The following is a 26,668-nucleotide window of genomic DNA, read 5'->3' as shown; positions in this document are numbered from 1 at the left end:
ACCTTTTGCGATTGAAAATTCGTTAAAGACATGCATACTACATTCCTATATGTCCGCTCTACGTGACCTTTTTTTCCTGAAATCAGTCAAAGGCAAAGTTTTGCTTGGGTTCCTTTTGGCGTCGCTGGCATTAGGCACGTCGTGGATCATCAGTAAGGAAGCTTTTGAAGATATGCTGATCAAGCTGGAAGTAATGTCCACGCCAAACGACAAGCTTAGGTTGGTCAATAAGGTATTCAAAAACATTATCCAGCTCAGCCATTTACAAAACACACGCACATTAAAAGGTGAGGAAAAGAACGAGCAGGTCTTAGCACAATCCAAAGAGCTCATTGCGACGCTGGATTCGCTGAGCAATATGAGCCTCGACGACCACCTTCAGATCATTCGCATTGATTCCATGAAAAGCCTGCTGAACGAGCGGGAGAAAATTTTTGGGAAGTATGTCAAAGTGCGCTCCAAGCTGGTTAATAACAAAGACCTGGAAGAAGAAGTTAAATCCATTTCAGGGCTGATCACCACCAAATTGAAACCGGACAGCACGGTTGTAAAAACAGAAAAAAGAACTACTACAACAACCGTTTACACCGAATTACCAGACTCTATACAGCAAGCAAGCGAGAAAAAAGGATTTTTCAACCGCGTTTTTGGCGGTTCGAAAAAAGCAAAGAAAAACATTCCTCCGCCACCTGCAAAAGTGGTCCAGAAACAGGAAGTGAATGTTCAGGTCGATACCATCACCGTTGCCCAGGAAGATAGCACCATTGAGAAAGTGGGTGAAGCAGTGCACGCCATTGAAAAATCACAGAAGATCAGGACCACCAGCTTTGTGGACAGGGAACAGGAACTTGCTACGGCTGGCAATTCACTCGTACAGCAGTTGCTAGACGTCATGCAGGAAGTGGAAGCCGAAGTGCTGAAAGAATCCAATCTGGAAGGTTCGAGATCGAAAAATATCGTAACTGGCAGCATTAATACATTGGAATATATCATGCTAGGGTTCTTTTTCCTGACTGCCATGCTTTCGTATCTCATTTTTACGGACATTACCAAAAGCAACGCCTATCGCAGCCAGCTAGAAGAAGCCAAAGAGGAGGCCGAATATCACAGCATGGCCAAGCAGCGGTTCCTGTCCAATATGAGCCACGAGATCCGTACGCCGCTGCAATCCATTATTGGCTATACCGAAGCATTAAAAAAGGACGAGAAACCCAAGCGGCAGGATCTTGAAACGCTGCATTCCGCCTCAGAACACTTGCTGCATCTTGTTAATGAAGTCCTGGATTACAGCCGCATTATCTCCGATCGCTTTACATTTGAAGAAAGGACTTTCGCCATCACCCCATTGCTTAACGAAGTGGTTCAAATGCTGCGGCCAACGGCGGCTTCAAAAGGACTTGCCCTAAAACTGGAAAATGCGCTTTCCCCCAAACTATACCTGAATGGTGACCCGTTCCGGTTGCGCCAGATCCTTTATAACCTGCTTACTAATGCTATCAAGTTTACCGAAACAGGCGAAGTAATCTTGCAGGTTACGGGTTTTGAGAGTGACAGCGATCTTGAAATTGAGTTTCAAATCTTAGATACGGGCATTGGCTTATCACCCGAACAGGTTCAGCGGGTCTTCAACCAATTTGAGCAGGCCGATCCTTCCATATCTCGTAAATATGGTGGCACGGGCTTGGGCCTTAGCATTGTAAAGGCATTGGTAGAAGGCATGTCAGGAAAGATTAAAGTGAAAAGCACGCTCGGGAAGGGCACGACTTTTTTTGTAACCACCCGTATGAAAAAAGCTGAAACACTGGAAATAGTGCCGGAAGAAACACACGACAGGAATTATAATGTGGTCGGAAAAGTGTGGCTCGTCGATGACGATGCTTTCATACTTAAATGGTGTTCGTCCGTTTTGGAAATGAACGGCATTCCGCATACATGTTTTTCTTCCGCAGAAGAGGTTTTAAGCAGACCATGGGACCCGCAGGTAAGGTTTGTACTTACGGATATGCGCATGCCCGGCATGAACGGCGCGGAGCTTTGCAAGCGCCTCCGGCAATCTGCCTCCGATAGCACCAAATTCTTCGTTTTGACGGCACAGGCGCTTCCCGAAGAGCGAAAAGGCTTGCTAGGGATGGGTTTTGACGGTTATTTAATGAAGCCATTCCATTCCAACGAACTGCTGGAATTGCTGGAAGCATCCTCTCCGATCGCCGAGGTTCCGGAACAAATCGCAATCTCAAATCCTGAAACAGCACTTGATTTTACTTCGTTAAATGAAATGACTTTTGGTGACGAAAGCTTGCTCAGGGAGATTTTGGAACAATTTGTAAAGGATTCCAGAAAGGATGTAAGCGATCTGGATCTGTACATCCAGAACAGCGAATTTGACAAAGCGCAGGAACTAATGCACCGCCTGGCAGGCCGTACGGGACAAATTGGCGCCCGTGAGCTCTCGGCAAAATTCCGTCATTTTGAAATCGCTTTAAGCGAGGATCCGTCTCAAATTTCGATAACAGAAATGCAGCAGGTCGTAAAAAGCGCTGCTATCGTGGTTGAACAGGTTGAAGAAAGGGCCCTGGCTTACTCGATATGATATTTTTCTATCTTGTAATAAAGCGTTTTCCTGTCAATGTTTAGCAGTTTAGCCGCTTTGCTCTTATTGTAACGAACTTCCTGCAAAACCTTCTCAATCATCTCTTTTTCATGCGTTTCCTGCAAAGCTTTCAGGTCTGAACCCGTTGGTTTTTGCTGATCTTCCAGGGCCGTGATCATTTCGGCCGGCAATGCGCTTAAAGTTGCCACTTCTTCTTTCGACAACAGCACAAGGCGTTTAATGACATTGTTCAGCTCCCGCAAATTTCCCGGCCAGTCGTATTTATGGAAAACGTCCATCACTTCTTTGGACAGTTCACGCACGTTCCTGCCTAATTCCTCGTTCGCTTTGTCTACAAAATGTTGAATAAATATGCCCAGGTCCTCACCTCTTTTTCTCAGCGCGGGGACTTCTATTTTAAATTCATTCAATCTGTGATAAAGATCATCCCGGAAATCGCCGTTGGCGGCACTGGTCATCAAGTCTTCGTTGGTCGCTGCGATCAGCCGCACGTCCACCTTAACTTGTTGCGTGGCTCCGATCGGCACAATGATCCGCTCCTGCAAAGCGCGTAAAAGCTTGATTTGAACGTCATATCCGAGGTTACCGATTTCATCCAGGAACAACGTTCCGCCATCAGCGGCTTCAAACTGCCCGATCTTATCCTGTAATGCACCCGTAAACGCACCCTTTTTATGACCAAACAGTTCGCTGGCGGCAAGCTCTTTGGACAATGAACCGCAATCGATCGCTACAAACGGCCCGTTACTACGTTTGCTCATTTTATGGATCGATTTCGCAACATGCTCCTTGCCTGTTCCGCTTTCTCCCTGGATAATTACGGACATATCCGTAGGCGAAACCAATCTTACATATTCATAAAGCTGCTTCGAAATCTTGCTTTTGCCCTCAATGAATTCCAGCGATTGCTTATCAGACTTCGGATTGGTCTTCGTTTTTAGCGTCGACTTAGTGTCTGCTGATTCGGATTTGTTGAGTGCTTCCCGTAGTACCATAAGCAGTTCCTCCGGATTAACCGGCTTGGTGATGTAGTCAAAAGCACCGATCTGCATGGCTGTAACAGCTGTTCGCACATCATGAAAACTGGTCATGATAAATGCCGCAGTACGGTTTCCTTCGCTCCTCAGCGCTTTCAGAAAATCGACCGAATTACCATCCGGAAGGCGATAATCCAACATTAACACTTCAAAAGGCTCGTCTGTATCGTTACTTTTCAGCGCTTCTCTTGCTTCCTTAATATTCGAACAGACTTTAACCGAATGGCCATGCTTACCAAGGAAATTGCTAAGCAGCTTTGAAAATGTAGTATCGTCTTCTACGAGGAGCAGGTGGGCCATGGGGTGTTTTGATTATCAAAAATAAATACTAACTAACGAGCAGGGGAAATGTAAAATTATAAAAACAAACGCCAAAAGCCGGAGAAATCTCCGGCTTTTCATTTTGAACTAATAAATATATCGTGAAGTTTTAATCAACTTTCTTTCCGTATTTATCCAAATTGACGACCGTTGACTCTTCTCCTTTCCTTGCATTGATCTCAAAATACTGCGAGTTATCTTCCTTTGTTACCAGAAAAGCGCTGGTAACTTTCCAGTCGGCATAAGCATCTCCCGAAAGTGTATTTTTAACAGCCTCGGGCAGGTCATCCGGCCGGACAGCGACTTTATCCTGAGATACACAAGATGCAAATTTTGCCGGGCTTATCGTAGAGGCTTGCGCACCAGCCATGCCCAGAATAGCCATGAGCGTTATGGATAGGATTATCTTCTTCATCTTAATTGATCGTGTTAGGTAATTTTACATTGGTTTATGATAAATTGATGCCACAACCAGCGCTAGCCAAATTAAGTTGATAATCAGATATTAACAAATTTCCTGCAAAATCCGCACAATGCCGAATGTACGATCTTTCAACATGTTGTAGCATTAAACAGCAGATTTGGAGCTAGTTAGCAATTTGCACTTGTTAGATACTATAAGAAATGCATTTAGAAAAAGATCCAAATTTTTCGACCAGCAACTGCTTCAAAAGTCGAGGAATAAGTTATCTTTGCGTAGCAATACTTACTTTGTAACCCCTAGTATTTTATCTACAACTTTTGAGCAATATAGCCTCGTTGGGCGTTTTATATAAAAGAATATTTACTCAACGTTACTTTTCAATATCGGATTATCCGAAGCATCAAGAGCCTGGCAACGGGCTCTTTTTGTATTTTAATGCCCGCCGGATTTATCCTCCATTTTTTTCTGAACTGATCTAAAGCAAATAGGAGGTCGTAGGTCTGTTAAATCTTTTCGATAAACGAAGGGAAAGTCAAGAAACCTTTTTATTGCTATGAACAGACTAATGAAATCAAAAAACGACTCCGGAAAAGAAGAAGGAGCAAGCGCGTCAGTCGTGAACCGACGTCTTTTTTTGCGTTCTGCCGGATTGGCCACGTCTCTGGGAACTATTGTAATTGCTGCCGCTTGTAATGATGATGATCCGGATCCAATGATTCCGGGAACTGGCGATAGTGTAGACCTGGGCTCAGGAGATGTTGGTGTATTAAACTATGCATACGCGCTTGAACAATTAGAAGCTGCATTCTATACACAGGTTATTGCTACGCCATTCGCAGGCATTACCGACGCGGAAAAAACGATCCTTACCGATATCCGCGACCACGAAATCATTCACCGCGACTTTTTCAAAAAAGCATTGGGTGATAAAGCCATCAAAGATCTTACGCCAAACTTTGCTACAATCGACTTTACAAAACGCGATTCGGTTTTAGGTGCTGCGAAGCTTTTTGAAGATACAGGTGTTGCTGCATATAATGGTGCAGGCAGATTGCTTAAAGATGCCGGCAATTTATTGCTTGCCGGAAAAATCGTTTCTGTTGAAGCCCGCCACGCAGCGGTGATCCGTGATTTGTTGAAACCAAAGTCTGCTGATTTTGCTGGTGATGATATCATCAACGAAAACGGGTTCGACAAAGCTGTTGCCCCAGCCGATATCCTTGCAGCCGTGAAAGGTTACGTAAAGGATACGATCACAGGAGCTAATGTGGGTAAATAATTTAATAACTAATTTGATTCAGAAACAATGGATATTTTCAAAATAATAGATGATTTTCAAAAAATTGACGGGGATGCAGCGGGCCGCCTTGAGTTTGCCACACGCCGTCACTTTATGAACAGAATCGGCAGTAAGCTTGCAACAGTTGCAGTTCCTACTGTCTTTGCTTCAATTGTAAACAAAGCCTATGCACAGTCTGCCAAAGCAGTGGATGTGTTAAACTTTGCACTCACACTTGAATATCTGGAAGACGAGTTCTACAAAGCAGGGAATGCAGCTGCTAACCTGATCCCGGCCTCGGATAAAACGATTTTCACACAAATCGGCAAGCACGAATCACAGCACGTAGCATTCCTTGTGAAAGCTTTGGGCGATAAAGCGATCAAAAAACCAACATTTGACTTCCAATATGGTGGCGCTTTTGGTGATGTGTTTACCAACTATAAAACTTTCGTAACTGTTTCCAGCGCACTGGAGGACACGGGTGTACGTGCTTACAAAGGACAGGCCGGCGAATTGCTCGCTGATCCGCAGATCCTGGAATATGCATTGCAAGTTCACTCCGTAGAAGCACGCCATGCGGCTATGACGCGCAGACTGGCTGCAACGGTAACCTCAAATCCGGCCATTAAAGGTTGGATCACTGGGAAAGAAGGCGCTGTTCCGGCTATTTACGCAGGTGAAGATAACATGACCCAAGGCGGTGTTGACCTGAAAGGCTTGGCATCTAAATCGGATGCGGCTATAACAGAAGCATTTGACGAACCATTAAACAAAACTGCGGTGCTTGCGATTGCAGGTCCCTTTATTAAAGCATAGGAAGTTATTAGCGTACTAGTAAATTCTCCCTGTTGAACGTATACATACACTTTTTTAAGTGAGTAATGTTCTAATGTCAGTACACACTATTATCGTAAGCGAGAGGTTGTCCATCCGGCAGCCTCTTTTTTTATTAAATATCCCTTAAATCGGCATGATCGGGTGTTATACTAATATCGTTTATGTAAATTCGACCGTTGATATTTTGAACTATTTCTGAACCTCGTAATGAATTTTGGATCCGACAGACGTGGCTTTTTGAAACGAAGCAGCATGGCAGCACTCGCTGCGGCAATGGGAACGAACATTGTTTTTGCCAACAAAATGCCCAAAGGCTATGTCCCGCTCTTATTTGACGAAAAGGATGCGCTGAAAGGCAAAAGCCAGGAAATGATTGTGCAGGGAGATAAGCCCTGGAACGTGGAATCGCCCGTTCATTTGCTCGACGACCGCATTACGCCGGTTGACAAAATGTTTATCAGAAACAACGGGCTCATCCCGGAAACCATAGACGTTGCTTCCTGGACATTAACGATTGACGGCGAATCGGTTAAAGCACCGAAGACATATACATTGGCAGAATTAAAGAAGAAATTCAAACCTTATACATATCAATTGGTGCTTGAATGCGGCGGTAACGGCCGTTCCGGCTTTCAGCCACAAGCTTCCGGAAATCAATGGGGACAAGGTGCAGTACATTGCGCAGAATGGACAGGAGTCCGTTTGAAAGATGTGCTGGCTGACGTGGGCATCAAAGGTGATGCGGTATACATCGGTTATCATGGCAAAGATCAGCATTTGAGCAAGGATCCCAAAAAAGAGGCAATCTCACGCGGTGTTCCTATGTCCAAAGCTCTTGAAGATGAGACGATCATCGCCTGGCAGTTAAATGGTAAGGATATTCCCGAATTTCACGGTTATCCATTAAGATTGGTTATTGGCGGATGGCCGGCGTCCGTTTCAGGGAAATGGCTGAGCCGTATTTCTGTACGTAATAAAGTGCATGACGGCGCCAAAATGGAGGGCCATAGTTATAAAATGCCCAAAAGCCCGGTTTCACCCGGCGAGGATGTGCCGCAGACGGACGAGTATTTCAAGATCATTGAATCCATGCCCGTTAAATCGCTCATTACCTTTCCAAAATCGGGCGCAATGATCGCTCCCGATGCGGAACTGGCATTGCGCGGACATGCCTGGGCAGGTGACCATGCGATCAAAAAAATGGAGATTTCAATTGACTTTGGCGCAACCTGGAAAGAATGCAAGCTCGAAGCGCCTGCTAACAGACTGGCGTGGCAGCATTGGAATACCAAGGTAAAATTCCCTTCCAAAGGCTATTATGAAGTTTGGGCAAAAGCAACCGATGACAAAGGAAATGCGCAGCCAATGGTCATTCCAGCCTGGAATCCGGGTGGGTACATGAATAATGCTTGCGAGCGGATCGCTGTTAAAGTCGGTTAATCATTCATGAAAAATACGAGCAATGCATTTTATCAAAAGTAAAAATATTGGTCTGCTGCTGACACTATTCCTGTTTCTGGGCTTGGTATCAACTGCTTTCCGTGCTGAAACGCGGATTAAAAATGACGCTGAACAAGTTACTATGCCAATTGATACGGCAAAAACAGACCAAGAAACCGGCTTGGTAACCGATCCGAACCTGTATATGGTGAAGGCGCAATGTACAAGCTGTCATTCTTCCAAGCTCATCATTGCCAACCGTTTCACAAGAGACGGCTGGAAGCAGAACATCCGCTGGATGCAGGCCAATCACAACCTCTGGGACCTGGGTGAAACGGAAAAGCAGGTCCTGGATTATTTGGAAAAACATTACGCTCCTACGGCAACAGCCGCCCGCAGGAAGCCCCTCAACGACATTAAGTGGTACAAGCTTGAAGAACAGTGAAAGTGATCAGCGTGAAATTAGTGAGAGTCAAAGTGAGTAGAGTAACAGTAAGTAGAGTACCAGTGAGTAGAGTAAAATACAATGTTTTGATTGCGCTGACATGCTTGTTGACGCTTTCATCTTTCAGTAACAACAGTGCAATTCGCCTTCAAAATGGCAGCATTCAGCAACATTACGATTTACCAAACCCATTAAAGGCCGAAGTTATCGGGATCCAGGACGGCGATACGATTGAACTAAAATTCCTTTTTTCCGGCAAAAAAGCAGGGCAAAGGATGGGGAAACCGATCCGGATCAGGCTTCTGCATGTAAACTGCCCGGAACGTGGACGCCCTTATTATAAGGTTGCCAAGCAATACACGAGTGAGCAATGTTTCCGGAAAACGGTCCAGATTAAACATGCCGGTAATTTTGATAAATATGGCAGGTTACTGGGCGAAGTGGTGCTTCCAAACGGCCGGATATTAAACAAGGAACTGGTCAAGAAAGGATTGGCTGTGCATTTCAAGAAATATTCGAAAAGCCAGGAATATTCCAATCTGGAAATTCAGGCCAAGAAGCAAAAGGTTGGCATTTGGAGCCAGTCGTCTTTATTTTTAGGTCAATTATAATGCAAATTTCAGACCCTCAAATGTCTTCTTCCGCAGCACTTTTTCAGATCATGTATCAAAACGAAACATTGTTTCGAGTGGGAGGAAGCGTTGTGCCCGAGGTTTTGGAAAAACCCATTGTAACAGAGCATGAGCCTGCACCCGTTAAGCCGGAAGCTCCCCAAGTGATTGCCAAACCAATCCCCAAAACGCCTGCTATTGCGCCCGTTCCTGCGCCCGCATTACCTGCCGTCGCATCGTTTCCGGAATTGCAGCATAGCATACTGATCCTCATGGACACTCCGAAACAAAAGGAAATGGCCGCTTCCGAATCTTTATTCCTGGACAACATTCTGAAAGCCGTAGGACATTCCGTAGAGAAGGCCGATGTTTTGAATTACAGCTTTCTGAAAGGTCCTGACGCCCGGAAAGTCTTGTCGGAAAAGAAAACAAACTTTTTTATCACATTCGGCGTGCCGCTCATTAAGCTGCATCTGGACTTGTTACTAATGCCTTACACACCCAAAGTGGTCGACGGTGTTTGGTTCCTGCTCACCGATCCGCTGCATGTGATCGAAGCCGACCGGAATCTAAAGAAAAAATTATGGCAGGCTTTACAGAAGATGTTTGAAATGTACTAATCGTCAGACGGTTACCTTTTTTAATTCCCGGCCATCACAATAATGTAGCAATTTTCTCTGTTTTCATGGATAATCGCAGGTTAACCCATGAAAAACTATGGCAAAATTGACTGAACTGATTGCGAATTGGTTCCGCCCCAACGCATCCGACGCGGACCAATACTATGATGATGAGCCTGTTGAAAATGAAACAGCTCCCTACGCTCCCTCCGATTATACTCCCGTAAATTCCGTGCAAACAACGCCGACGCCGACGGCTCAACCAGTCGTGGCCGAAATTCAGCAAATCCCGAAAGTGGAAGTGCCCATTCCTTACTGGCTGGAAGACGAAGATACATTGCGTGATGAAGGTGTTTTGTTTGGACTTTCGGAGTCCGACCCGAATGAAAAAACGGACATTATCCACAAGTATTTCTCTAACCTCCTTGCCGGTCACATTGCCAGCATTGAGCAGCATAATGAACGCATTCAGGAACTTAACCTTTTTATCGGGCAGAAAAATAACCGGATTGAGGAATTAAAGGACAAATTGAAAAACCCGGTCAGTAACGCTGAACGTGAGCATCATTTGCCCCGCACATTGATCGGCATAACCCTTTGCGTGGCCATGTGCATCGGCAACTTTTTCCTGATCAGGGAATCGTTGAAACCTGTCTTTGCAGATAATTCATGGATTGCGCTGGGTGTGTTCCTGGCGGGAATGTTCAGTTTGTTTGGCAAAATCTCCCTTTTCCATGATAGCGAATCCCGCGTGACGTGGAAATCTCTGCTGGAAGAGATCGGGCTTCCGTTTGCGGCCGCCTTGTTTGTGTTTGCGAATGTGATCACGCATCAGACGTGGTGGCAGGCATTTGCGCTTTTTATATTCGTATTCTTCCTTTTTATGTTCGCAGGCAAGCTTTTGCTGAGCAACATTACGGTGCTATGGAATGATACAAAAGCCTGGCTTAACATCAGAAAAGACAGCCAGGATTCGGCAGACAATAACTACAATTGGGAAAATGAGTGTCAGAACCTGCAAGTAGAAATTGACGAATTACGCGTCAAAAAATGGCAGATCCTGCGCGAGCAGAGCACAGCTGAAACGGAACGCGACAAGCTTTACGCGAAAAGGGATATGCTGGTCAAATTGTTCGAAAGCGAGTTTTATCTGGCACGCAGAATGAAAAACGAGCTGACTACGAGGCAACTGAATCTGATCCGGAAAAGCCGGGACTAAGGTTTACAGGCATAGCTTTTTCGAGGTAATGCACTGATTATTACAAAATTGATTTTCGATCATACCAAATACGAGACGTCATGAACGAGCAAAATTCAAACCAGGGCGGAGATTTCCAGCATGGATATTCCAGCGGAATCGAAGGAATCGACCGCCAGGTGTATGAAGCATATTTATCCAGTAATGTGAACCATGACTGGGTTATTGATAGAATTAATACAAAAAAAGAAGAGCTTACATCAGTAAAAAACAAGCAGCAGGAAACGATCAGGCAGCATAAAACCGCTTATGATAAATTGCAGAATGAGGTCATGGGCCTTAATAATGCTGCTAAAAAAGTGCAGGATAACGAAAAAGCGATTGCTGAAATCGACTCTGTTACCGAAGAATTAAGGGAGAAAAGGGCCAGCAAAGCGCCGTCCTACTCCCTGGTAGCCGGACTTATATTTCTGGCGGCGGGGATTTCCTTTATCGCAGGTGACCTGATCATTTCGCACGAAATTGTAGCTTATGCCTTGAACATTAGGAACTCCAATGAAGCCTGGGCATTTGCAATTGGTTTGGCCATGTTGTCGATCCTTTTAAAGCCTGCTTACGACCGGTTGGTGGAAGAGCCGTATCACAAAAACGAAACGCCCAAAGCCAGATCGCGTTATGCTGGTTTCAAACTGGTGCTTTCGATTTTTGCGATTGTGACATTGATCATTCTGGGTTGGTTCCGTTATGAGGCTTACCGGACAGATAAGTTGAAAGAAGCGATCAACAAATCGGTTAAAAACCTGCAATTGAATGCTGTTGACCCGCTTACGGGCGCACCCGTGAACAGTCCCGAGCTGACCAATAAGATTGAAGAAGCCCTCCGCAATTCGGACCAGTTGAACCTGGATCTTGTGAATAGTCCCTGGGCGTTGCTTTCCTTTGTCATGAGTGGTGTGCTCTTCGCAATTGCAGGCGCAGTTTCGCTCGGTATGGCATTGCCGGTCTTGCAGGGATTTTGGTATCGATGGCTGCAACTTGACCCGAAACTCTGGCGTTTAAGACGCAGAAGAAAACGGATTTTGAAACAAATGGAGCCTTTACAAGAGGCGCTTACTGCACATTTGACACAAAAAAGCATCTTGGAAAATGACATTGCAGTCATGCCTGCTTTGGAAGAATTGAAACTGGAAGAAGCAAAAATAAAGGCGGAGATAGAAAACCTGGAGGCAGAACGCAAACAAACATTGACCGACACGCGCGTACATTCTTACGGCGACGGTTATGCACACGGTCAGGTGAGCCGGGATGTGATGGGTGAAGAAGAATATGATGCCTGGAGAAACAGCCATTTAACGGTTTCCAACCTTGCATTACGCGCCAAATCAAATGCATCGGCAGATCGCGCAGTTCCCCGTCCGCGAGCCGCTGGAATGCGTCCGCATCAGGCGATCCGGAAAGCAATAACGGACCGATTTGACGAAAACAACTCATAATGTTCTTAAATTGGGGGTTAAATTATTGATATGATTCTAACCCCCAATTTAAGGATTGTGCCCTGCGATGATACGCTTTTTGATGCCATTCGCATGGGTAATAACACATTAGCACGCGTAATGGGTGTTAATGTTCCTAAAAAGTGGACCGAGTTCCGGGATACTTTTACTCCTTCTTACCATCGCTGGAAAGCCCACCCTCCATTGAGAGACTGGTGGGTTTATTTGATTATACACGTTCCCGATAACATGCTGATCGGCTCCTGCGGCTACAAAGGCGAGCCGGATGCAAGCGGTATGGTTGAGATTGGTTACGAGATCATGCCCTCCCACCGCCTGAAAGGCCTGGGACTGGAACTTGCGAAAGGGCTTACTGAACATGCATTGGCCCAACCGGGCGTTCACAAAATCCTGGCGCACACGGTGCGGGAAGAAAACGCATCCGTGAGGATCCTTGAAAAAATAGGTTTTAAACAAACTGAGGACATTACGGATTCCGATGAAGGGCCGCTTTGGCGGTGGGAACTGGCACGAAAATAATTCTTCAACGGCTTTTGCGTTATCATTAAGAATTATTGCTTTTCAAAAATTTAATTGGACAGGATCAATAATTTTCTCTCTTATTGATTACCTTGATTTTTAGAAGAGCACCAGTTTCGTACCCTTTTCCCTTCTGAATTATGACCGCTATATCAAAGGAAACCTATCCGTGGCTGAAAAATTACCCCGAAGGCATTCCCTACGAAATAAATCCTGACGCTTACGTTTCCCTCGTTGAAATGATGGAAACCACATTCCGCGACAATGCCGACAAGCCTGCCTATACCAACATGGATAAGCAGCTTACGTTTGGAGAAGTGGATGTTTTGTCCAGAAATTTTGCGGCTTATCTGCAAGGGCTCGGGCTCGTTCAGGGGGACCGCATTGCGATTCAAATGCCTAATCTGCTGCAATATCCGGTGGCCATGATGGGTGCGTTGCGCGCGGGGCTGGTGATTGTGAATACAAACCCGCTTTATACGCCACGCGAAATGCAGCACCAGTACAAGGATTCGGGTGCCAAAGCGGTTGTAATTCTGGCCAATTTTGCGATGAACCTGGAAAAGGTTCTTGCTAACACCAACATTCAACACGTCATCATCACGGAGATCGGGGACCTTTTGGGATTCCCTAAAAAGCTGATCGTTAATGCAGTGGTGAAGTATGTAAAAAAGTTGGTTCCGAAATACAATGTCCCGGAAGCTGTCTCTTTTGCCAAAGCATTATCCATTGGCGCAGGGCGTGAATACAAAAGGCCGAACATTTCAGGGATCGACATTGCATTTATTCAATACACAGGCGGGACCACGGGGGTTTCGAAAGGCGCCATGCTTACACATCGCAACCTGATCGCTAATGTTGAAGGGATTAATGAATGGTTAATGTCTAAAATGAGGCGTTCGCCAGCGACTGGCCAGCTCACCATTGTCGGGGCGCTGCCGTTATACCACGTTTTTGCATTGACTATTAATGGCTTATGCGGCATTAAATGGGGAGCGTTGAATATCCTGATCACCAATCCGAAAGACCTTCCGGCTTTTGTGAAGGAATTGAAGAAATTTCGTTTTCAAATTTTCCCGGGCCTCAACACATTATTTAACGGCCTGCTCAACAATCCCGATTTCAGCTCTGTGGATTTTTCCGAACTTAAAATAACCATTGCCGGCGGCATGGCGTTGCAGAAAGTCGTTGCCGAGCGCTGGGAAAAAGTGACGGGCTGTCCGCTCGTGGAAGGCTATGGACTGTCCGAAACTTCGCCGGTGCTTTCTGTGAATCCGTTGGACGACCATCATAAGCAAGGAACGATAGGGCTTCCCTTTCCGAGCACGGAAATGCGTATTTTAAAGGATGATGAAACCTGGGCGGCGGTAGGCGAAAAAGGTGAGATTTGTGCAAAAGGCCCGCAGATTATGCTGGGCTATTACAACCGGCCGGATGAAACGGTAAAAGTGATCTTCGAAGATGGACGTGGAAGGTGGTTCAAAACGGGTGACATTGGTTATGAAGATGCAGATGGGTTCTTTAAAATAGTGGATCGCAAGAAGGATATGATCCTGGTCTCAGGGTTCAATGTTTATCCAAATGAGATTGAGGATGTAGTTGCGCAATGTCCGGGTGTTATGGAAGTTGCGTGCGTAGGCGTTCCGGACGAAAAGTCGGGTGAGCTTGTAAAAATCTATGTGGTTAAGAAAGATCCCGCACTTACGGAAGAAAAAGTAAAGGCCTTTTGTAAAGAAAATTTAACCGGTTATAAGATCCCCCGCCGGATAGAATTCAGAGATGAATTGCCCAAAACCAATGTTGGAAAAATCCTGAGAAGAGCATTGCGCGAAGAAGAAATGGCCAAAGCACAATAGCAAAAATTGGCGGTTACTTCATGATTCATTCACTAGAAAAAGCCCGGAAAGCGTAAGGTTTATGTATATTTAGCCAAACAAGTTCTCAACCTTGAAAGCAAATCTATATGAATCTACACCGTAAAACTCTGGTATTGTTGCATGGCCATGGCATAGATGATACGATTTGGGATAACCTTGATGCCGCGCTTAATAATGATTTTACAATAGTAAGGCCTAATATTTCCCTGTTCACATTCTGCCAGTCTGTTGAAGATTATGCAGACGAATTGCATCGGTTCTTAACCAATGCCAACATTACAAAATGCGTGCTGATCGGCCATTCCATGGGCGGTTACATTGCCCTCGCTTTTGCCGATAAATACCTGGACATGCTCGAAGGTTTCGGGTTATTCCACTCCACTGCCTACGCAGACGACGAAGCCAAAAAACACCAGCGCAACCAGACCATTGATCTGCTCAAAAATCATGGAACGGAAGCATTCGTAAAAAACACGGCTGGAAATCTTTTCGGGGAAAGATATAAGGAGCTTTATCCGGAGAAAATCAAAGAACACATTAACCATTATGGTAAGCTTCCCGCCGAAGCGCTTATTGCAGGGATTGTAGCCATGCGTAACCGGCCTGAACGCACGGTGGTGCTCACGCGGATGCCGTTCCCGGTTTTGTTTATTATCGGGATGCAGGATAAGCTCATCCCGTTTGAAAGCATCATCACATTATCCGAATTTCCGAAACAAAGCTATCCGTTTATCCTTGCAGAGGCGGGACATATGGGGATGGTGGAGCGGCCCGATGCCACGGCGCGGATGATCAACTGGTATATGGGAAAAATTTAAGTCAGAAATTTGTTCATTTCACGATCTAAAACAGGTCATCGTTCGTTATCTAAACTTGAACGATGACCTGTTTTATAAGATTATGCAAAAGTTTACGATCGTAGTGTTTCAGCGAAGATTATCCTTCCTGCTTGTATGGAGTTTGTTGCTGCTTTATTCTTGTAAAGACGACAAACCCCTGCCCATTGACCCGCCGGCAGAGAATAAATATCTCAGCGAAAGCACAGTTATCACCGAACTGACTAAAGAACAGGTTATCGAAAAATCCGGCGATCTCAGACCGCTGGTGTCTGCATATGTCAAAAACGGCATTAAGGTTTATAAAATCACTTACAAGACCAAGAATACAGACGGAACGGACATTACGGCTTCCGGCGCACTGATTTTGCCGTCAACGCCTGATCCGGTTTCTATGATCAGCGTGCAGCACGGCACGATCCGCGATGATGCATCCGCACCTTCCAATTTCAAGGATGGAGCCGAAGCGGCCTCGTTTGGGGCATTATTTGGTTCTATGGGATACATTATCGCCTATCCGGATTACATTGGCTACGGCGCATCTAAAGATCTTCCCCATCCTTATGAGCACAGGGCCAGCCTGGCTTCGGCTTCATTGGATATGCTGCGTGCTGCAAAGGAATTTTTGAAAGAGCAGAAAGATGTAACATGGGACGAAAAACTGTATGTCGCAGGTTACAGTGAAGGTGGTTACGCAACCATGTCGCTTCATAAAATGATTGAAGAAGAAGCGGCTGGGGAGTTCAACCTGCGGGCTTCCAGCTGTGGGGCGGGCGCTTATGATAAAACGGCGTTCATGAAACACATTATCAATACAAAAACCCATGGAATTGCTTCATACAATGCACTTTACACTTGGGTCTTGCTAACGTATGATCGGATTTATAAACTGAACCGCCCGGCTTCTTACTATTTTAAAGAACCATTTGCGTCCAATATCACAGCCAACGGGATTTCAGCACCCATTGCGCAAAGCTTTGATTCGGCTTTGAATGAAAGCTTTAAAACAGATTTAAATGATGGTAAGGACGAGAAGTTTATTGCCGCCATTGCGAATAATGATGTGTATAACTGGAAACCGAAAGTGCCTGTTCAGCTATATCACGGCAACAGCGACGAACTTGTTTTTTACTTCAATTCGGTAAAAGCTTACGATACAATGAAAGGATTGGGCGCCAATGTTACATTAACCACCGTGCCCGGTGGCACGCATAGCAGTTCCATCACGTCTTTTCTGCTCGGAACGCTGGCATTTTTTACCTCTACAAAATAACATTACATGTTTTCACTGCTTGATCTGGTTGGTAACACGCCTCTTATTGAATTAAAAAAAATCAATCCCAATCCGGACGTAAAAATTTTTGGTAAACTGGAAGGCAACAATCCTGGCGGAAGCGTGAAGGACCGTGCAGCTTTCAGTATGATAAAAGGCGCGATGGACCGCGGAGAAGTTACGTCCGGCACGAAGCTGATTGAAGCTACAAGTGGAAACACCGGCATCGCACTGGCTATGATAGCACGGCTGTTTGATCTGGAAATAGAGCTGATCATGCCGCAAAGCTCAACAAAGGAGCGCGTCCTGACGATGGAAGCTTATGGTGCAAAAGTTGTGCTTTCGGAAACCATGGAAAGTGCGCGGGACATTGCGGAGGAGAAAGCGGCTGCCGGTGGCTATTTTATGCTGAACCAATTTGCAAATGAGGACAACTGGAAAGCACATTATAGAACTACGGGGCCTGAGATTTTTAGGGATACCAATCAATCCATCACGCATTTTGTCTCATCGATGGGCACCACAGGGACCATTATGGGCGTTTCGCGTTATTTAAAAGAACAAAATCCAGACATTCAGATCGTGGGTTGCCAGCCTACCGACGGTTCGAGCATTCCGGGCATCAGGAAGTGGCCTGTTGAATATCTTCCCAAAATATTTGAACGAGAACGCGTGGACCGGGTTATCGAAGTTACGCAGGAAGATGCGGTCCTAACGACGCGGAAATTAGCAAGAGAGGAAGCCGTTTTTGCAGGAATGAGCAGCGGAGGCGCTACCTGGGCGGCCATTGAGCTAGCCAAAGAATTAAAGGAAGGCGTGATCGTGTGCATCATTTGCGATCGGGGCGACCGCTATTTGTCCAGTGATTTGTTTGGATAAAAAGAAAGGCTTTTCAAATCGCGAAGACAATGCTGCTTGATTTGAAAAGCCTTTTAACTTAAACTCAGCGTCGAGGATCAGAACCAGCCTGAACCAAGGTTTCTGAACGGCCATGGAATAGCGACCAGAATAATGACCAGACCCATTGCATAGAAGTAAAGCACCGTTCTGTGCTTGGCGGCGCCAGTCAGTTTTTTAGACCTGATCCTTCCTACCGTGATCAGCACAATGGCGATCAGCATCATGAATATGTGCTCGATTGAATAAAAACGGAACACTTTCTCGCTGATCAGATCAAAATTCACTTTCGCGCTCATGGTATAAAGGATCAACCCGAGCAGCAGCTGCGTATGCGTTGCAATGAATGCGAACAGGTAGATTTTGCTATCGCCCTGAGATCCTTTCTGCCAATTGGAATAGGCCGTAAAAATCGCTGCAATCAAAAGTGCCAACACTACATAACGGAGGCCTGAGTGGGCACGTATAAGCGCGTTCATATCAAATCAGTTTATGGTGAATAAGTAAAAGTATGCAAATGTAACGCTCAATCGGGCATTATGCTTGATATTTGCACAACAAAAAGTCCTAATAATTAAAAATATCATGATCATATTTAACATTACTGTCAACATCAGCTACGCCGCAGAAAAGGATTGGCTGCATTACATGAAGACAGTCCACATCCCCGAAATCCTGGCTACAAAACTGCCGCTTGAATGTAAACTCTTGCGCTTGCTAACCGAGATAGAAAACGAAGGTTCGACCTATACCACGCAGTTTTCGTTCCGCACCATGGAAGATTTCCTTGCCTACCAGACCGATTTTCAGGCGGATCTGCAAGAGCGGCATCACGCAACTTTTAGTGGTCAATATGTATCTTTTCGGACACTTTTGGAGGAAGCATGAGGCTTTACATACCCACTGTTGAGGTAAAATAAATATATTCAAAAACAACCCAGTTTACTTGACATTACCCTATTATTTCCCTTTATTTAATATACCGTTAAGATCAAAAATGGTGTTTGGGGAAAGTTCTGAAATTGGGATGAGTTGATTGAAACTTGTATTGGCGGCCCCGGCATACATGTTGATAGAACGGTTTAAAAATATGTTTTACCTTAAAACAAAGTGCTTATGAGACTGCAAATGCAAGCAATTCATTTTGACGCCGATCCTAAGTTGTTGAGCTTCATTCAACAAAAGCTAGATAAACTTGATACATTTTATGACCGGATCACTAGCGGAGAGGTGTTTTTGAAATTGGATAAAAGTGACAATGCCAAGTTACAGACCAAACTTCTTGAAGTTAAGCTTTATGTTCCGGGAGGAACCATGTTTGTGAGAGAGCAAGGGACAACGTTCGAAGAAGCTACTGATTTAGCGATAGATACATTGAAAATGCAGGTTAAAAAGTTTAAAGACAAACGTAACAATGCCAGGGCACCGAAGATTATTGAAGGTGTAGCATTAGAAGACGGCGTTACGCTTATAACGGAGGAAACAGAAGAATAAGAACATATATAACGAGCAAAAGAAGCCGCCCCGGACCGGGACGGCTTCTTTTGCTTTATGGCCTTTCGGGCAAACCGGTTTGTTTGCAACAATCGGATAATTGAGCGAATTTAGATTTTTCTTAATGTAAAAGCGATTTTATGAATATTGAACCTGTTGTTGATAGTAGTTTCGAACAGCCATTTCACCTGACCCAGGAAGAAGTTCAGCGTTTTGCAGACCTTACCGGTGACAATAACCCCATTCACCTGGATGCGGAATATGCTGCAACGACCTCTTTCAAAAAACCCATCATTCACGGCATGCTGGGCGCTACCATTTTTACAAAAGTGCTGGGGACGCAATTTCCGGGTTTTGGATCCATTTATCTGAAACAAACACTCGAATTTTTACGTCCTATGTTCGTTGAGACGGACTACAAAGCGGTTTTTACGATCAAAACCATCAATGCCGAAAAACACATTGCTGAAATCTCAACCGAGATCGTGGATGTGGCAACCAGGAAAGTGGTAACCCGTGGTGTGGCTACAATGATCAATACGGAGAAGTTCTAAAAGACAAAAGCCCGGACAAGGATGCCCGGGCTTTCATATCATTTATTCGTTTCAGATTACTCTGCAGTGTTCTTCTTATTTTGAACTTCGGCACGGATGTCCTGAGCCAATGTTTTAAGGTCTTGCATTCCTTTACGAACACGTGTTCCAGCTGCCTGGTTGCCTTTGTCATAAAACTTATCGAAATCGCCTTCCAATGAAAGGATCAGATCTTTAACTTCATCAAATCTTGCCATGTTTGTGTTTGTTTTTTAGTTTCAAAATGCCTTTAACACGCTAAAAACGCATGTTTTGACCGAAATTTAGTAATTAAAAGCATTTCCGCAACCCAAAAAACAAAAAAAAACACTTCTAAAATGCAATTAATTATTTACAAACGTCTAATCAACTTAAAATCAACGTATTAGTAATTATTAAAATTTCAAAATAAAATCAAAAAAAAGAGGGCTTTTTTGAAAAAAGCCCTCAGAAAGCGAAATATGCCAATTTTTACTCGATAACCTCCTGAATGTCCTCAACCTGGTAAACCCTGTTTTTCAGTTTGTCTGCCAAAGTAGTGAACGCATTTAATGTATATTCCACATCCTCCAAAGTATGCGCAGCAGTTGGGATAATGCGCAGCATGATCTGACCTTTCGGCACCACCGGATAAACAACGATCGAGCAGAATACGCCCATATTCTCACGCAGGTCACGCACCATACGCGTTACTTCCGGAACGCCGCCTTCGCTGTGAAGAAATACTGGCGTTACCGGCGATTCTGTTTCACCAATGTTAAAACCTCGTCCTCTCAACCCGTCCTGCATAGCCTTCACATTTTCCCAAAGTTTCGCACGGAGCTCTGGCATTGTCTTGATCATTTCAAGACGCTTGCGGCAGCCTTCGACATATGGCATCGGAAGCGCCTTCGCGTAGGTTTGCGACCGCATGTTGTATTTGAGGAACATAATGATCTCGGGATCGTCCGAAGCGATGAAACCGCCAATGGCCGCCATTGATTTGGCAAACGTTGAAAAGTACAGATCAACGTCCTTTTGAACGCCCAAAAGCTCTCCTACCCCTGCGCCGGTTTCACCCATTGTACCAAAGCCATGCGCATCATCAACGAGCAGACGGAAATCGTATTTCTTCTTCAACTCCACAATCGCTTTCAAATCGCCCACTTTACCAGACATCCCAAAAACGCCCTCGGTAATGACAAGCACACCGCCGCCTTTTTCGTTAGCCAGTTTTGTAGCACGGATCAGGTTCTTTTCAAGGCTAACCATATCATTATGGTTGAACTTGTAGTATTCACCCAATTTGGCTTTGTGCAAGCGAATTCCGTCGATCAGACAGGCGTGCGATTCGGCATCGTAAACAATGACGTCGCGGTGATCGCATATACATTCAATCGCCGACATCACGCCCTGATATCCGTAATTCAGTAGGAATGCATCTTTCTTGCCTACAAACTCTGCAAGCTCTTTCTCGAAAGTCTCGTGGAGCATTGAATTTCCCGACATCATTCTGGCTCCCATTGGATAGGCAAGCCCCCATTTCGCAGTTGCTTCCGTATCAGCTTGCCTGATTTCCGGATGGTTAGCCAACCCCAAATAATTGTTCAAGCTCCAATTTAACACCTCACGGCCCATAAATCTCATGCGCGGCCCCAGCTCTCCTTCCAGCATTGGGAAAGAAAAATAATGGTGGCTGTTCAGCATTTTGGCCGGCGTCCCGATAGGACCAGAGTTGTTGCGTAATTTCTCAAAAATATCCACTCGCTTTTATTTTATGTGGGTAACCAATTGATACAAAAATGTTAGATAAATGCAAAATTAACAAAATTTGCGCTTACTTTAATACAATCCACGGCTTAGGCCTGCTTGTAATTTAGTAAAATAACAAAAATCATGCTTTAACTAACATTAGAAAATCGGGTATCCTCCCACCAAATAAAAAATCCGGGCTTAACTATTGAAGAATGCTTTTGTTATCTTACGAATATTGGTTGCAATAATCCTTTCTATCTGAATGTCATCAATCAAAAAAATACTGGTTGCCAATCGTGGCGAGATTGCATTGCGCATTATGCGTACGGCTAGAGAAATGAACATTGCGACGGTTGCCATTTTTAGCGAGGCCGACAGGAAGTCACCTCACGTGCGTTATGCGGATGAGGCCGTATGCATTGGGCCTCCCTCGTCTTCGGAATCCTATTTGAGAGGTGACAAAATCATTCAGGTTTGTAAGGATCTGAATGTTGATGCGATTCATCCTGGTTACGGTTTTTTGTCCGAAAATGCCGGCTTTGCCAAACTGGTGCAAGAAGCAGGCCTCATTTTCATCGGGCCATCGTCAGAAGCCATTGAGATTATGGGCAGTAAGCTGGCCGCTAAGCAGGCAGCCAGTCAGTATAACATTCCAATGGTGCCTGGCACGGAAACGGCCATAACCGACCGCACAGAGGCTAAAACCAGAGCAAGGGAAATAGGCTATCCGATCCTTATCAAAGCTTCTGCGGGCGGCGGCGGAAAAGGCATGCGGGTGGTTGACAATGAAAGTGATTTCGACGAACAAATGGACCGGGCCGTTAGCGAAGCGCAAACTTCTTTTGGTGATGGCTCCGTATTTATCGAAAAATACATTACTTCCCCCAAACACATTGAAATTCAAATTTTAGGCGATCAGCATGGCAACATTATCCATTTGTTTGAACGCGAATGCTCCATTCAGCGCCGACACCAGAAAGTAGTCGAAGAAGCGCCATCTATTTCAATTTCAAATGAAACGAGGGTAGAAATGGGCCGCTGTGCCATTGATGTGGCCCGGTCATGCGGATATTATGGAGCCGGGACAGTTGAGTTCATTTTGGACGAACAGGGAAAATTCTATTTTCTGGAAATGAACACGCGTCTCCAAGTGGAGCATCCTGTAACAGAACAGATTACGGGTGTTGATTTGGTAAAACAAATGATCTTTATAGCGGAAGGAAAACCTTTGACATTGACACAAACCGACCTTGCGATCAAAGGCCATGCAATAGAAGTGCGCGTTTATGCGGAAGACGCCACCAATAATTTTCTTCCGGACGTGGGAACATTACATACATACATAAAACCCGCGGGAAATGGGGTCAGGGTTGATGACGGGTTTGAACAGGGGATGGACATTCCGATCTATTATGACCCTATGATCGCGAAGCTGATCACTTACGGTGCTGACCGTGAAGAAACCATTCAGAAAATGATCCGCGCTATTGACGAATATCAGATTTCCGGCGTACAGACGACGCTGCCTTTTTGCAAATTCGTGATGAAACACCCGGCATTCAGATTAGGAGATTTTGATACGAATTTTGTAACCAATGATTTCCATCCCAACATGTTGGTTGAAGAAATCGACAACGAATCTTCCCAATTAGCAGCCATCATCAGCGCGCATTTATTAAAAAAAGCTGCGTCAAATGATGGACTTAGCAATACTTCTGAAAATAAAAAAGCTTCTCCCTGGAAGCTCCGCCGCATGCGCAATCTTTAAGCGGCTACATTCTTGCATTTTGCCGGGAAATTGCCTACTTTTGCGGTCTTAATTTTTTGGAATGTTGGTTGCATAAAAATTACAGAATTTGGAATAACTATGCAAGTAATCCAGCCCTCAACATTTCTTTCATAAGATGTACACGATTGCCTTATTGGCTCACGACTAAAGAAATTCACAGAATATTCAGCTATGAAGCTATCCGAATTTAAGTTTGATCTTCCCCAGAGTTTAATTGCACTTCATCCTTCAGACCGCGGCGAATCCCGTCTTATGGTTGTACATCGTAAAACAGGAGAAATTGAACATAAAACCTTTGCAGACCTTATCAATTATTTTGATGATGGGGATGTAATGGCCATCAATGATACAAAAGTTTTTCCGGCCCGCTTGTACGGCCAGAAGGAAAAAACAGGTGCGAAAATCGAAGTTTTCCTCTTACGCGAACTGAACCGTGAAATGCGTCTTTGGGACGTTTTGGTAGATCCTGCCCGTAAAATTCGTGTTGGTAACAAGCTTTATTTTGGAGATAGCGACCTGGTTGCTGAGGTTATTGACAATACAACTTCTCGTGGTCGCACCATCCGCTTCCTGTACGACGGCGACAATGATGCGTTTATGAAACTGGTTGATGAGTTAGGTGAAACGCCGCTTCCTCCGGAAATTATTTCAAGACGTAAAGTGGAAACGTCTGATAGAGAGCGTTTTCAGACAATTTTTGCCGAACATGTTGGCGCAGTTGCAGCTCCTACGGCTGGCATGCACTTTACGAAGGCAATCATGAAGCGCCTGGAAATTAAAGGCGTTAATTTTGCTCCGGTAACATTGCACGTTGGTCTCGGAACATTCCGTACTGTGGACGTGGAAGACCTGACAAAACACAAGACCGATTCCGAAAATTACAGGATTACACAAAGCAGCGCAGACATTGTAAACGCGGCTATTGATAACAAAAAGCGCATTTGCGCGGTTGGTACAACATCATTGAAGGCTGTTGAATCTTCTGTTTCGGCAAGCGGACATTTGAAAGCAGTGGAAGGCTGGACCGATAGGTTTGTATTCCCACCTTATGACTTTAAAATTGCCACTGCATTGTTATCAAATTTCCAGCTTCCTGAGTCCATACTATTGATGTCTGCTTGTGCATTCGGGGGTTTTGATCTGGTTATGAAAGCTTATGATCTTGCTATCAAGGAAAAATATAAGTTTTTCACCTACGGCGACGCAATGCTGATAATTTAAGGTTTAAATAAATATTCAAGATGGTCATTTGTGGTCAAGGATTTGATTTCCTGATACATAAATGACCATTTTTTTATGATTGTTATGCAAGAATATGCCATTATAGTTGCCGGGGGAAGTGGAAATCGCATGAAAAGTGATATTCCAAAACAGTTTTTAAAGATCAACGGTCTGCCAATCCTCATGCACACCATAAATGCATTTAGGAATTATTCCGACGCATTAAAGATCATCCTGATCCTTCCTGATGATCAAATGGTATTCTGGAAGCAACTCTGTGCGGAACATTCATTTAATACTACATACACATTAATTGCAGGCGGTGATTCACGTTTTGCATCTGTCAAAAATGGGCTTAACAGCATTCAGGATCAGGATGGCCTGGTGGCGGTGCATGATGGTGTGAGGCCGGTCATCAGCAAAGAAATCATCGCCGCCAGTTTTGTAAAAGCAGCAGAACAAGGCAGCGCGGTTACCAGCGTGTCGCTCAAAGATTCGATCAGAAAACTAGAAGAAAGTGGAAAAAATCTGGCTCTGGACAGATCCGCATTTCAATTGATCCAAACCCCGCAGACATTCCGCCTTGCCTGGATGCAGAATGCTTTTGCAGCAGACTATAATGATCGATTCACAGATTGTGCCAGTGTTTTGGAAGCAGCCGGTTACCCCATTCACCTGATTCCGGGCGCTTATGAAAATATAAAAATTACAACACCGGAAGATCTGCGGTGGGCGGAAATATATCTGTAAAAGCATTAAATTATGGGGATCTTTTCTTTCTAATAACCCCTGATATGACCATCACTGAAATCATATTACTGCGCCTTTACAATCAACAAATTTCCGATAATCCGTCAAGCACACCGGAACAAGTTGTGACCTGGATGGGTGCTATACAGGCGCAGGACTATGCCGGCGCGAAATGGTCGCTTGGCTTGCGTCTTCCACACGGTACGCAGTCAGACATTGACAATGCCATTGCCCGAAAAGCAATCATAAGAACCTGGCCTATGCGCGGAACTTTGCATTTCGTAGCTGCTGACGATGTTAGGTGGTTACTCAAATTACTCACGCCCAGGATTATCGCCGGATCAGCGAGCAGACACCGGCAATTGGAATTAGATGAAGCAGCATTCAATAGAAGTCATGATCTGCTCGTCAACGCTCTGAGTGGTGGAAAGCAGCTGATGCGAAACGAAGTATATGCCATTTTAGAGCACGCGGGTATTGCGACGGCAGGACAGCGTGGCATGCATATCATTAATTATCTCGCCCAAAAGCAGGTTCTATGCCACGGTGTGCACAATGAAAAACAGCCTACATATGTGTTACTTGACGATTGGGTTCCGGTTTCTAAGAATCTGGAAGGGAAAGAAGCATTAGCAGAGTTAGCACTGCGTTATTTTAAAAGCCACGGACCAGCTACGCTGAATGATTTTGTTTGGTGGTCGGGCTTGAAGATTTCCGATGCGCGCGAATGCCTGAATTCCGTTACGTCTGTTCTGGAAATGATTGAAGCTGGCGGCAAAAAGTATTGGACCGGTGCTGATCATCCAGAAATGCACACAATCCCATCAACTTTTCTCCTGCCAGGCTTCGACGAATACATGCTCGGCTACACAGACAGAACGCCTATTCTGGCGGCAGAATACGCAGACAGGATCGTTCCCGGAAACAATGGGATGTTTATGCCTACAATCGTTGTCGATGGAAAAGTTATAGGCCTATGGAAACGCATTTTGAAGAAAGATAGGGTCGAGATAGAAATAATCCCGTTCGAAAAAATCAGCAAAGCGCAAATCAAGTCTATCTCAGCGGCTACTAAGAAATATGGTAAATATCTGGGGAAAAGCGTCGCGCTCGTGGGCTGAGACATTTGACATTCTTTTGACTTAGATGGAATTTTTTTGTATGCAGGAGTGCTGTCATCCCATTAACCATAATCTTTCAGGCACAAAAAAAGCCTCCCATTTCTGTGAGGCTTTTAAAGGTATTGTGGCGACTACCTACTTTACCAGGTTTGATCCAAGTATCATCGGCGGTTCTGGGCTTAACTTCTCTGTTCGGGATGGGAAGAGGTGAACACCAGGCCAATAGTCACCAACAAGGTCTTTGT

General features: G+C 44.9%; 26 protein-coding genes and 1 rRNA gene. 21 read left to right on the top strand and 6 right to left on the bottom strand.

The genetic code is table 11. From position 1 onward, the window contains the following. The first annotated feature begins 49 nt into the window (after positions 1-49). Positions 50-2,590 (top strand): hybrid sensor histidine kinase/response regulator, encoded by a 2,541-nt coding sequence (locus L0659_RS00135; RefSeq protein WP_235123476.1) that lies wholly within the window; start codon positions 50-52, stop codon positions 2,588-2,590. Here the strand turns inward: L0659_RS00135 and L0659_RS00130 are convergent. Then, positions 2,578-3,948: a sigma-54 dependent transcriptional regulator gene (locus tag L0659_RS00130; RefSeq protein WP_235123474.1), complete on the bottom strand. Its 1,371-nt coding sequence runs from the start codon at positions 3,946-3,948 to the stop codon at positions 2,578-2,580. The genes L0659_RS00135 and L0659_RS00130 overlap by 13 nt on opposite strands. Before the next feature lie 130 nt (positions 3,949-4,078). Beyond that, a complete protein-coding gene (locus L0659_RS00125; protein WP_235123473.1) occupies positions 4,079-4,384 on the bottom strand; it encodes a hypothetical protein in 306 nt (101 codons plus the stop codon). 562 nt (positions 4,385-4,946) lie between these two features. On the opposite strand from L0659_RS00125, the gene L0659_RS00120 reads away from it, so the two are divergent. From L0659_RS00120 to cysM, 13 genes are all read left to right on the top strand, one after another. Continuing rightward, positions 4,947-5,672, top strand: coding sequence for a ferritin-like domain-containing protein (locus L0659_RS00120; protein WP_235123472.1), 726 nt, complete (start codon positions 4,947-4,949; stop codon positions 5,670-5,672). 27 nt (positions 5,673-5,699) lie between these two features. Beyond that, positions 5,700-6,491, top strand: a complete 792-nt coding sequence (locus tag L0659_RS00115) for a ferritin-like domain-containing protein (RefSeq protein ID WP_235123471.1) — start codon at positions 5,700-5,702, stop codon at positions 6,489-6,491. Positions 6,492-6,719: 228 nt separating this feature from the next. Further along, positions 6,720-7,952: a sulfite oxidase gene (locus L0659_RS00110; protein ID WP_235123470.1), complete on the top strand. Its 1,233-nt coding sequence runs from the start codon at positions 6,720-6,722 to the stop codon at positions 7,950-7,952. 22 nt (positions 7,953-7,974) lie between these two features. Next, on the top strand, positions 7,975-8,397 hold the full coding sequence (locus L0659_RS00105) for a hypothetical protein (RefSeq protein WP_235123469.1): 423 nt from the start codon (positions 7,975-7,977) through the stop codon (positions 8,395-8,397). A gap of 62 nt (positions 8,398-8,459) precedes the next feature. Next, positions 8,460-9,008, top strand: a complete 549-nt coding sequence (locus L0659_RS00100; RefSeq protein ID WP_235123468.1) for a thermonuclease family protein — start codon at positions 8,460-8,462, stop codon at positions 9,006-9,008. 20 nt (positions 9,009-9,028) lie between these two features. After that, entirely contained in the window at positions 9,029-9,628 is a 600-nt protein-coding gene (locus L0659_RS00095) for a hypothetical protein (protein WP_235123467.1), read from the top strand. Positions 9,629-9,725: 97 nt separating this feature from the next. Beyond that, entirely contained in the window at positions 9,726-10,847 is a 1,122-nt protein-coding gene (locus L0659_RS00090; protein WP_235123466.1) for a hypothetical protein, read from the top strand. A gap of 80 nt (positions 10,848-10,927) precedes the next feature. Next, positions 10,928-12,319, top strand: coding sequence for a hypothetical protein (locus tag L0659_RS00085; protein WP_235123464.1), 1,392 nt, complete (start codon positions 10,928-10,930; stop codon positions 12,317-12,319). A gap of 30 nt (positions 12,320-12,349) precedes the next feature. Continuing rightward, positions 12,350-12,859 carry a GNAT family N-acetyltransferase gene (locus L0659_RS00080; protein ID WP_235123463.1) on the top strand — a complete coding sequence of 170 codons (510 nt, stop codon included), beginning with the start codon at positions 12,350-12,352 and terminating at the stop codon, positions 12,857-12,859. Positions 12,860-12,999: 140 nt separating this feature from the next. Further along, positions 13,000-14,715: an AMP-binding protein gene (locus tag L0659_RS00075; RefSeq protein ID WP_235123461.1), complete on the top strand. Its 1,716-nt coding sequence runs from the start codon at positions 13,000-13,002 to the stop codon at positions 14,713-14,715. Between the two features lie 107 nt (positions 14,716-14,822). Further along, a complete protein-coding gene (locus L0659_RS00070) occupies positions 14,823-15,554 on the top strand; it encodes an alpha/beta fold hydrolase (protein WP_235123460.1) in 732 nt (243 codons plus the stop codon). Positions 15,555-15,636: 82 nt separating this feature from the next. Then, positions 15,637-16,845, top strand: a complete 1,209-nt coding sequence (locus tag L0659_RS00065; RefSeq protein ID WP_235123459.1) for a S9 family peptidase — start codon at positions 15,637-15,639, stop codon at positions 16,843-16,845. A 6-nt stretch (positions 16,846-16,851) separates the two neighbouring features. Then, positions 16,852-17,724, top strand: coding sequence for a cysteine synthase CysM (gene cysM / locus L0659_RS00060; RefSeq protein ID WP_235123458.1), 873 nt, complete (start codon positions 16,852-16,854; stop codon positions 17,722-17,724). A gap of 77 nt (positions 17,725-17,801) precedes the next feature. Here the strand turns inward: cysM and L0659_RS00055 are convergent, their stop codons facing one another. Next, entirely contained in the window at positions 17,802-18,221 is a 420-nt protein-coding gene (locus L0659_RS00055) for a cytochrome B (RefSeq protein WP_235123457.1), read from the bottom strand. Positions 18,222-18,327: 106 nt separating this feature from the next. On the opposite strand from L0659_RS00055, the gene L0659_RS00050 reads away from it, so the two are divergent. The 3 genes from L0659_RS00050 (at position 18,328) to L0659_RS00040 (ending at position 19,790) form a co-directional block, all read left to right on the top strand. Continuing rightward, complete coding sequence (locus L0659_RS00050) at positions 18,328-18,630, top strand: DUF4286 family protein (protein ID WP_235123456.1); 303 nt, start codon at positions 18,328-18,330, stop codon at positions 18,628-18,630. A gap of 228 nt (positions 18,631-18,858) precedes the next feature. Next, complete coding sequence (gene hpf / locus L0659_RS00045; RefSeq protein WP_026628748.1) at positions 18,859-19,236, top strand: ribosome hibernation-promoting factor, HPF/YfiA family; 378 nt, start codon at positions 18,859-18,861, stop codon at positions 19,234-19,236. Between the two features lie 140 nt (positions 19,237-19,376). Continuing rightward, a complete protein-coding gene (locus tag L0659_RS00040; RefSeq protein ID WP_235123455.1) occupies positions 19,377-19,790 on the top strand; it encodes a MaoC family dehydratase in 414 nt (137 codons plus the stop codon). Between the two features lie 56 nt (positions 19,791-19,846). On the opposite strand, the gene L0659_RS00035 is transcribed toward L0659_RS00040, so the two are convergent. Both L0659_RS00035 and L0659_RS00030 read right to left on the bottom strand, forming a co-directional pair. Continuing rightward, positions 19,847-20,026: a hypothetical protein gene (locus L0659_RS00035; protein WP_026628750.1), complete on the bottom strand. Its 180-nt coding sequence runs from the start codon at positions 20,024-20,026 to the stop codon at positions 19,847-19,849. A 253-nt stretch (positions 20,027-20,279) separates the two neighbouring features. Beyond that, positions 20,280-21,551 carry a pyridoxal phosphate-dependent aminotransferase family protein gene (locus L0659_RS00030; protein WP_235123454.1) on the bottom strand — a complete coding sequence of 424 codons (1,272 nt, stop codon included), beginning with the start codon at positions 21,549-21,551 and terminating at the stop codon, positions 20,280-20,282. Between the two features lie 253 nt (positions 21,552-21,804). Here L0659_RS00030 and L0659_RS00025 point away from each other — a divergent pair, with 253 nt between their 5' ends. The 4 genes from L0659_RS00025 to L0659_RS00010 all read left to right on the top strand — a co-directional run bounded on the left by L0659_RS00025 (position 21,805) and on the right by L0659_RS00010 (position 26,423). Next, positions 21,805-23,310 carry an acetyl/propionyl/methylcrotonyl-CoA carboxylase subunit alpha gene (locus L0659_RS00025; protein WP_235123453.1) on the top strand — a complete coding sequence of 502 codons (1,506 nt, stop codon included), beginning with the start codon at positions 21,805-21,807 and terminating at the stop codon, positions 23,308-23,310. 192 nt (positions 23,311-23,502) lie between these two features. Then, positions 23,503-24,552: a tRNA preQ1(34) S-adenosylmethionine ribosyltransferase-isomerase QueA gene (gene queA, locus L0659_RS00020; protein WP_234615704.1), complete on the top strand. Its 1,050-nt coding sequence runs from the start codon at positions 23,503-23,505 to the stop codon at positions 24,550-24,552. An 84-nt stretch (positions 24,553-24,636) separates the two neighbouring features. Next, positions 24,637-25,302 carry a 2-C-methyl-D-erythritol 4-phosphate cytidylyltransferase gene (locus tag L0659_RS00015; RefSeq protein ID WP_235123599.1) on the top strand — a complete coding sequence of 222 codons (666 nt, stop codon included), beginning with the start codon at positions 24,637-24,639 and terminating at the stop codon, positions 25,300-25,302. Between the two features lie 44 nt (positions 25,303-25,346). Then, positions 25,347-26,423, top strand: coding sequence for a winged helix DNA-binding domain-containing protein (locus L0659_RS00010; RefSeq protein ID WP_235123452.1), 1,077 nt, complete (start codon positions 25,347-25,349; stop codon positions 26,421-26,423). Between the two features lie 122 nt (positions 26,424-26,545). On the opposite strand, the gene rrf is transcribed toward L0659_RS00010, so the two are convergent. Then, a 5S ribosomal RNA gene (gene rrf / locus L0659_RS00005) occupies positions 26,546-26,657 on the bottom strand. Positions 26,658-26,668 lie beyond the last annotated feature (11 nt).

It is taken from the genome of Dyadobacter sp. CY347, assembly GCF_021502655.1.
GTDB lineage: Bacteria > Bacteroidota > Bacteroidia > Cytophagales > Spirosomataceae > Dyadobacter.
This window is presented reverse-complemented; position numbering and strand designations above follow the sequence as displayed.

Coding starts and splice junctions, on each gene's coding strand:
- L0659_RS00070 (WP_235123460.1), top strand. CDS start 14,823: ATGAATCTACACCGTAAAACTCTGGTATTGTTGCATGGCCATGGCATA.
- L0659_RS00085 (WP_235123464.1), top strand. CDS start 10,928: ATGAACGAGCAAAATTCAAACCAGGGCGGAGATTTCCAGCATGGATAT.
- L0659_RS00110 (WP_235123470.1), top strand. CDS start 6,720: ATGAATTTTGGATCCGACAGACGTGGCTTTTTGAAACGAAGCAGCATG.
- L0659_RS00040 (WP_235123455.1), top strand. CDS start 19,377: ATGAATATTGAACCTGTTGTTGATAGTAGTTTCGAACAGCCATTTCAC.
- L0659_RS00065 (WP_235123459.1), top strand. CDS start 15,637: ATGCAAAAGTTTACGATCGTAGTGTTTCAGCGAAGATTATCCTTCCTG.
- L0659_RS00055 (WP_235123457.1), bottom strand. CDS start 18,221: ATGAACGCGCTTATACGTGCCCACTCAGGCCTCCGTTATGTAGTGTTG.
- L0659_RS00135 (WP_235123476.1), top strand. CDS start 50: ATGTCCGCTCTACGTGACCTTTTTTTCCTGAAATCAGTCAAAGGCAAA.
- L0659_RS00105 (WP_235123469.1), top strand. CDS start 7,975: ATGCATTTTATCAAAAGTAAAAATATTGGTCTGCTGCTGACACTATTC.
- L0659_RS00130 (WP_235123474.1), bottom strand. CDS start 3,948: ATGGCCCACCTGCTCCTCGTAGAAGACGATACTACATTTTCAAAGCTG.
- L0659_RS00050 (WP_235123456.1), top strand. CDS start 18,328: ATGATCATATTTAACATTACTGTCAACATCAGCTACGCCGCAGAAAAG.
- L0659_RS00075 (WP_235123461.1), top strand. CDS start 13,000: ATGACCGCTATATCAAAGGAAACCTATCCGTGGCTGAAAAATTACCCC.
- queA (WP_234615704.1), top strand. CDS start 23,503: ATGAAGCTATCCGAATTTAAGTTTGATCTTCCCCAGAGTTTAATTGCA.
- L0659_RS00035 (WP_026628750.1), bottom strand. CDS start 20,026: ATGGCAAGATTTGATGAAGTTAAAGATCTGATCCTTTCATTGGAAGGC.
- L0659_RS00015 (WP_235123599.1), top strand. CDS start 24,637: ATGCAAGAATATGCCATTATAGTTGCCGGGGGAAGTGGAAATCGCATG.
- L0659_RS00090 (WP_235123466.1), top strand. CDS start 9,726: ATGGCAAAATTGACTGAACTGATTGCGAATTGGTTCCGCCCCAACGCA.
- L0659_RS00095 (WP_235123467.1), top strand. CDS start 9,029: ATGTCTTCTTCCGCAGCACTTTTTCAGATCATGTATCAAAACGAAACA.
- hpf (WP_026628748.1), top strand. CDS start 18,859: ATGAGACTGCAAATGCAAGCAATTCATTTTGACGCCGATCCTAAGTTG.
- L0659_RS00010 (WP_235123452.1), top strand. CDS start 25,347: ATGACCATCACTGAAATCATATTACTGCGCCTTTACAATCAACAAATT.
- cysM (WP_235123458.1), top strand. CDS start 16,852: ATGTTTTCACTGCTTGATCTGGTTGGTAACACGCCTCTTATTGAATTA.
- L0659_RS00115 (WP_235123471.1), top strand. CDS start 5,700: ATGGATATTTTCAAAATAATAGATGATTTTCAAAAAATTGACGGGGAT.
- L0659_RS00025 (WP_235123453.1), top strand. CDS start 21,805: ATGTCATCAATCAAAAAAATACTGGTTGCCAATCGTGGCGAGATTGCA.
- L0659_RS00080 (WP_235123463.1), top strand. CDS start 12,350: ATGATTCTAACCCCCAATTTAAGGATTGTGCCCTGCGATGATACGCTT.
- L0659_RS00125 (WP_235123473.1), bottom strand. CDS start 4,384: ATGAAGAAGATAATCCTATCCATAACGCTCATGGCTATTCTGGGCATG.
- L0659_RS00120 (WP_235123472.1), top strand. CDS start 4,947: ATGAACAGACTAATGAAATCAAAAAACGACTCCGGAAAAGAAGAAGGA.